The organism is uncultured Campylobacter sp. (assembly GCF_938045225.1).
Lineage (GTDB): Bacteria > Campylobacterota > Campylobacteria > Campylobacterales > Campylobacteraceae > Campylobacter_A.
On the sequence record NZ_CALINL010000078.1, the window covers coordinates 1 to 6159 of the forward strand.

At 45.6% G+C, this 6159-nt stretch carries 6 protein-coding genes; 2 read left to right on the forward strand and 4 right to left on the reverse strand.

Translation table 11 applies throughout. The annotated features are described in order from the left end of the window. Positions 1 to 952 (forward strand): PLP-dependent transferase (locus tag Q0200_RS03295; RefSeq protein ID WP_297937664.1); only part of this gene is annotated, 952 nt, incomplete at its 5' end. A 163-nt stretch (positions 953 to 1115) separates the two neighbouring features. On the opposite strand, the gene Q0200_RS03300 is transcribed toward Q0200_RS03295, so the two are convergent. The 4 genes from Q0200_RS03300 to Q0200_RS03315 all read right to left on the reverse strand — a co-directional run bounded on the left by Q0200_RS03300 (position 1116) and on the right by Q0200_RS03315 (position 4537). Then, complete coding sequence (locus tag Q0200_RS03300; protein ID WP_297937667.1) at positions 1116 to 1418, reverse strand: hypothetical protein; 303 nt, start codon at positions 1416 to 1418, stop codon at positions 1116 to 1118. A gap of 296 nt (positions 1419 to 1714) precedes the next feature. After that, positions 1715 to 3160 carry a potassium/proton antiporter gene (locus Q0200_RS03305; RefSeq protein ID WP_297937668.1) on the reverse strand — a complete coding sequence of 482 codons (1446 nt, stop codon included), beginning with the start codon at positions 3158 to 3160 and terminating at the stop codon, positions 1715 to 1717. A gap of 125 nt (positions 3161 to 3285) precedes the next feature. Next, positions 3286 to 3663: a helix-turn-helix transcriptional regulator gene (locus Q0200_RS03310; protein ID WP_297937670.1), complete on the reverse strand. Its 378-nt coding sequence runs from the start codon at positions 3661 to 3663 to the stop codon at positions 3286 to 3288. Between the two features lies 1 nt (position 3664). Further along, positions 3665 to 4537 carry a DnaJ C-terminal domain-containing protein gene (locus Q0200_RS03315; protein ID WP_297937672.1) on the reverse strand — a complete coding sequence of 291 codons (873 nt, stop codon included), beginning with the start codon at positions 4535 to 4537 and terminating at the stop codon, positions 3665 to 3667. Between the two features lie 174 nt (positions 4538 to 4711). On the opposite strand from Q0200_RS03315, the gene Q0200_RS03320 reads away from it, so the two are divergent. Beyond that, entirely contained in the window at positions 4712 to 6127 is a 1416-nt protein-coding gene (locus tag Q0200_RS03320) for a Do family serine endopeptidase (RefSeq protein ID WP_297937674.1), read from the forward strand. Positions 6128 to 6159: the final 32 nt, after the last annotated feature.

Sequence of the window (6159 nt, forward strand, 5' to 3'; positions counted from 1 at the left end):
CGGCGGCACGATGGTTCTTTTTATACATACGCTTAAGCGTTTTGGCATCGAGGCGCGGGTGTTTGATAGCGATAGCGCGGACGATCTTGAAAATTTGATCGACGACAAAACTCGCGCGATATTTTTCGAGACGCTATCAAATCCGCAAATCGCAATCCCGAATTTTAAAAAGATCGTCGAGATCGCGGATAAGCACGGCGTCGTAACGATCGCCGACAACACCGTGCCTACGCCGATCATTTTCCAGCCGCTAAATCACGGCATCGACGTCGTCGTGCATAGCGCGAGCAAATATATCTGCGGCCAGGGCCTAAGCCTAGCGGGCGCAGTCGTAGCTAGCAAAAATTTAAACGCCAAGCTAGTCGGCAACGCCAGATACGCGCACTTTAACGAGCCTGACGAGAGCTATCACGGCCTAGTTTACGCCCAGATGGCGGGTAAATTCGACATCTATACGCTGCGCATGAGGGTGGCTTTGGTGCGCGATATAGGCGCTACGATCTCGCCTTTTAACTCTTGGCAGCTCATCCAGGGGCTTGAGACGTTAAGCGTTCGTATCGAGAGGCACTCGCAAAATGCGCGAAAAATAGCAGAGTTTTTAAACTCGCATAAACACGTAAAACGCGTAACCTACCCTGCGCTAAAAAGCGATCCCGAGCACGAAAAAGCGCAAAGATATTTCAAAGACGGCATGGCTAGCGGGCTAATGTGCTTTGAAACCGATAGCTATGAGCGCGCCGTAAAGATGCTCGGCAAGGTAAAGCTCTTTAAAATCGTCGTAAATATCGGCGACTCAAAGTCGCTCATCACGCACCCGGCCTCCACTACGCATCAGCAGCTCTCAAGCGAGGAGCTAATAAAGGCAGGCATAACAAAGGAGCTAATCAGAATCAGCGTCGGCCTAGAGAACGCAGACGACCTCATCGCCGATCTCGCGCAGGCTTTGGAGTAAAAGAGGGTTAAATTTGAAAGATAAATTCGGCTAAATTTAAGCTAAATTCAAATATACCCCTAAGCGGCTTCGCCGCTTAGAATGCTAAACGCCAGATTGTTAAATTTGATCAAGAGGGCTTCCCTCTTGATCCTTGGCTAGTTCAAACTCAAATTTGAGCAGGCTACTTGCCCTTTTTCTTATCGGCTTTTTCTTTTATCTCTTCTGCCGCTTCGAGATCGCGCTGCGCTTTTTCAAAGCTCTTGCGCGCTTTATCGACGCGGCGAGAGTTTTTAACGCTGGCGTCATCGGCATAAACCTTTTCGGCTTCCTCCAGCTCGACCTTTTTCTTGCCGAAATTTTGTTGCGCCGCTTCAAGATTATTAGTAGCTTTGTCGCCGCCTGCCAATTCGGCTCTTGACGTTACCTTGCCCGTTACTGGGTTACGTCCGATAGTGCCGTCAAGTTCTTTCCCTCCTCTATTCATCATACACTCTTTTTTGCCGCTTACCATTATCCCACCAATATAATTAGGTCTATTTTTTGGGTCATCACAATCAACTTTTTCTTTTGCATAACTAAATGTAATACCTAAAGCGGCTATTAAAAATAAATTGACAAACTTCATTTTTATTTCTCCTCTTTAACGTTTTTATCTTTATTTTTGTTAAGTCCTCTTTTATTTCTTATTCTACGAAACGCGCTTGAAAATGTAGATAAAGTCATTTCCTCAAATTTCATTTCTATTTCCTTTCTTTAAATTTTACGCAAATGGCAGCAAATTTACGCCGTAAAAGTCTTTAAGGTTTCGTTGTATTTGTTCTCGTCCTCGCACTGGATCAGTAGCAAGTCGCCCTCTTCAAACACCGATGAGCCGGTAGGTTTGATGTATTCGCCCTTGCGCTTGATGAGTAGCACCAAAAAGTCGCTAGGAAGCTCAAGCTCGGCTAGGTTTTTGCCCACGACTTCGGAGTCAAAGCGTATGGTGTGCTGGCGTAAAGTGTGGTAAAAGATCGGTAAATTCGACATCTCGACTTCTTTTGGTGCGGCTTCTTCTTTGACGCCGCATTTTTGCGCGACCTTTTCTAGCGTCATGCCTTGGATGATGATCGAGACGAACACGACGAAAAATATCGTGTTAAAGATTAGCTCCGAATTCGGTAAATTTGCCCCGAACGGATAGGTCGCAAGTACGATAGGAACAACGCCGCGAAGTCCGACCCAAGAGATAAATATCTTTTCTTTCACGTTGTAACGCGAAAAAAGTAACGACGCGAAAACGCCCACCGGACGCGCGATAAACATGATCCAAAACGCGATCACTGTGCCCGCCAGCGCGACGGCGTGCAGCTGAGAAGGATTTACCAAAAGTCCCAGCGTCAAAAAGATGACGATCTGCATCGCCCACGCGATACCGTCGTGAAAACCGATCAAATTTTTCTTATGCGCGAACTCTTTTTTATTTATAAACATACCCGCGATATAAACAGCCAAAAAGCCGTTGCCGCCGACCTTGCCCGCTAGCACGTACAAAAGCATCACCCAAGCCATCGAAAAAACAGGATATAGTCCCCAGTACTCAAGCCTTAGACGGTTAAAAAGCCCAGGTAGCGCGACGCCAAATACATAGCCCATCAGCCCGCCGAGTAAAAACTGCTTGATGAGTGCGACAGTGATGTCAGAGGCGTCTGGGACGGTGTTTAGGGCGATGATTTGTATCATTGTGACAGTGAGGAAAATCGCCATCGGATCGTTTGAGCCAGATTCTAGCTCCAAAAGCGGTCGGATGTTATTTTTTAGCAAAATTTCCTTCGCTCCAAGGATCGCAAACACCGCCGCAGCGTCGGTCGAGGAGATGATCGCTCCAAAAAGCAAGGCTTCAAGCCAAGTTAGCCCTAGTAAAAATTTAACCAAAAGTGCGACCAGAGCCGCCGTCAGCACGACGCCAACGGTCGCGAGCATGATGCCACTCATCATGATAGGCTTTATCGATTTTAAATTCGTATCAAGCCCGCCAGTGTAGAGGATAAAAATAAGTGCGATTATGCCCACATCATGAGCGATGAGCTGGCTATCAAAGGCGATGCCTAGCAGTCCGTCCGAGCCAGCCAGCATACCGACTGCTAAAAAAACGACTAAGGACGGAACGCCGAATCTATCTGAAACCTTGCTAGAGACGATACAAGCGATAAGCAGGATAGAGAAAAATAGTAAAAAAGTTTCTAACATTGTGCCTCATTTGAGTTCAAAGCGGGGCAAATTTAAGGCTAAATTTAGCACCCTTAAAGCCTCAAATTTGGCGCGTTTTATAAATAAATTTTACCCGATTTTACCTTTTTAACGGATAAAAAGGCTTAACTTTTATCATCGTAAAAGATGAGATCAAAGCTATTTTTGCGCTTTACCAGAGCCTTTTTAGACGGCACGCCGCCCTGCTCCATTTTGTCTAGCTCCTCTTTCATCTGTTTTATCATGACCTCAGACTGCTCGATCTGCTCTTTTAGCTGCAAGATGATATCGACGCCTGCTAAATTTACGCCAAGATCGCGCGTTAGACGTAGTATCATCTTGATACGGTCCATATCTTTTTCGGAGTAAAGGCGCATTTTGCCCTCGGTTCTTGAAGGCTCTAGCAGCCCTTCGCGCTCGTATTGGCGCAGCGTTTGCGGATGTATGGAGAGCACCTTAGCTACGACGCTTATTAGATAGACCGGTTCTTCGTATTGTTTCATCTTATGCCTCCGGGAGTTTTTGCTTCATAAGCTCGGCTAGCTCGCCGTCTAGGGCATTTACGTCCGGCAAAGACACGCGCGCTCGCAGGTATAGGTCGCCAAATATCCCGCTTTTTCTATTTTGTACGCCGTATCCTTTGAGCCTGATTTTTTGCCCTGATTTTGAGTTTTCGGCGATTTTTATCGTGACGTCTTTTTTAGGCGTTTTTACGTCTATCTTACCGCCAAACATCATCGTTTTTAGCGGGATTAGCACGTCTTTATATAGATCGTCGCCGTCTCTTTCGTACTCGTCGCTAGGCGCGATATTTACGGTTAGTATCAGATCGCCGCGTCCGCCGTTACCTTTGCCTTTTATGCGTAGCTTTTCGCCGTTATTGATTCCATTTGGGATTTTTATTTTGATGTTTTCGCCGTTAAAATTTATCGAGTGCTCGCCGCCCTTTACCGCTACGTCAAACGGGATAGTTACCTTTGCCCGCGAGTCCATATCCTCCTCGTCCTCAAAGCCGCTAAATCCGCCCGTTTGCCTAAAACCGCTAAATCCGCTTCTACTAGAAAATCCGCTAAATCCGCCTCCGCCGAAGATATTTTTTAAAATTTCGTCCAAATTTCCCATACCCGAGCTGCTCGCAAAGTCATGGAAATTTTGCCCGCCAAACATCGCGTCGCCGTGCCTATCGTACTGCGCGCGCTTCTTCTCATCGCTTAAAATTTCATACGCAGCGTTTATCTCTTTAAATTTATCCTCCGCGCCTGGGTCTTTGTTGATATCGGGGTGATACTTGCGAGCCAGCCTGCGATAGGCCTTTTTGATCTCGTCGCCGGTGGCTTTTTCCGACACCCCTAACGTTTCGTAAAGACTATTGCTCATGTTATGTCCTTCTAGTCAATTAATTTTATAGTGATTATAGCATAAATGTTTAGCGTATGTCAATCAAGTATAGTAAACGAAACGATTTTAAACGACTTAAAGAATAATTAACTTTACATTGAGCTTAACGCCATATAATCGCGCTTTGAAAAAATTTTATCAAAAGGAAAAGCAATGAAAAAGATAATGATATTATCTTTGGCTACTTCTTGCGCGATCTTTGCCGCAAGCATAAACTTTAACGAACCCGCAGAGGATTTTACGAGAATAAATCCGGAATTTAACAAAAACGTCGTGCTGTCCTACAACAGCTCTATCGCCGACGCTAAAAAATCAGTCGTAAATATCTCCACTACAAAAACCGTCAGCAGCAACGTAGCAGATATGAACGATATGTTTAGCGATCCGTTTTTCAAGGACTTTTTCGGATTTCAGTTTAACATACCTCAAGAAAAACAAAAAAGCAGCTCGCTAGGATCTGGCGTCGTCATATCTAGCGACGGCTACATCGTAACAAACAACCACGTCGTAGAAGATAGCGACGAGATCGTCGTCACGCTGCTAGATAGCGACAAAGAGTATAAAGCCAAAATCATCGGCACCGATCCAAAAACCGACCTAGCTATCATCAAAATCGACGCAAAAGAGCTAAAAGCCATACCGTTTGCCGACTCGGCTAAACTGATGGAAGGCGACATCGTATTTGCCATCGGAAATCCTTTCGGCGTGGGCGGCAGCATCACTCAGGGTATAGTTTCAGGCTTAAATAAAGACAATATCGGTCTAAATCAATACGAAAATTTCATCCAGACAGACGCCTCGATAAACCCAGGCAACTCAGGCGGTGCGCTAGTCGATAGTCGCGGCTATCTAGTCGGTATAAACTCAGCCATACTTAGCCGCAGCGGCGGAAATAACGGCATCGGCTTTGCCATCCCGTCAAATATGACTAAAGATATCGCCAAAAAACTCATCGAAGACGGCAAGATAGAGCGCGGATATATCGGCGTGATGATAGCAAATCTAAATGAAGAGCAAAAAGAGATCTATAAAAACAAAGAAGGCGCGCTCATTAGTAGCGTAGAAAGCGGTCTTCCTGCGGATGTTGCAGGACTAAAACGAGGCGACCTCGTAATCAAAATCGACGATAAAGAGATCAAAAATGCCAATGATCTCAAAAATATCATCGGCTCTCTAGCGCCAAACAAAGAGATCACGCTAACCTATGAGCGCTCAGGCAAAATCGAAACAACCAAGGTAAAATTAGCTAATGCCAACGCAAAATCAAGCACCCCTGTGACAAAAGGCGGTACGGCAATCGATGGTCTTAGCGTTACGGCTATCGACGATAACGCAAGATACAAATACCGCCTAGCTCCAGATGCTACCGGTATACTGGTAACGGATGTAAAAGCCGGCTCAAATGCCGAAAAAATCGGTTTTGAAAAAGGCGATATCATCATCCAGATTGCCGAGGAAAATATCAAAAACATGGATGACTTTAACAAGGCCCTAGCAAGCACGAAGGGCAAAAAGACCCTCGTTTGGGTTAATCGCGGCGGACTTTTCCAAGGTCTTGTTATCAAATAATCTAAAACTAAGGCGCGGAAAACTGCGCCCTT

Excerpts from the sequence above, each read along its gene's own strand:
- Q0200_RS03320 (WP_297937674.1), top strand. The coding sequence starts at position 4,712 with ATGAAAAAGATAATGATATTATCTTTGGCTACTTCTTGCGCGATCTTT.
- Q0200_RS03305 (WP_297937668.1), bottom strand. The coding sequence starts at position 3,160 with ATGTTAGAAACTTTTTTACTATTTTTCTCTATCCTGCTTATCGCTTGT.
- Q0200_RS03300 (WP_297937667.1), bottom strand. The coding sequence starts at position 1,418 with ATGAATAGAGGAGGGAAAGAACTTGACGGCACTATCGGACGTAACCCA.
- Q0200_RS03310 (WP_297937670.1), bottom strand. The coding sequence starts at position 3,663 with ATGAAACAATACGAAGAACCGGTCTATCTAATAAGCGTCGTAGCTAAG.
- Q0200_RS03315 (WP_297937672.1), bottom strand. The coding sequence starts at position 4,537 with ATGAGCAATAGTCTTTACGAAACGTTAGGGGTGTCGGAAAAAGCCACC.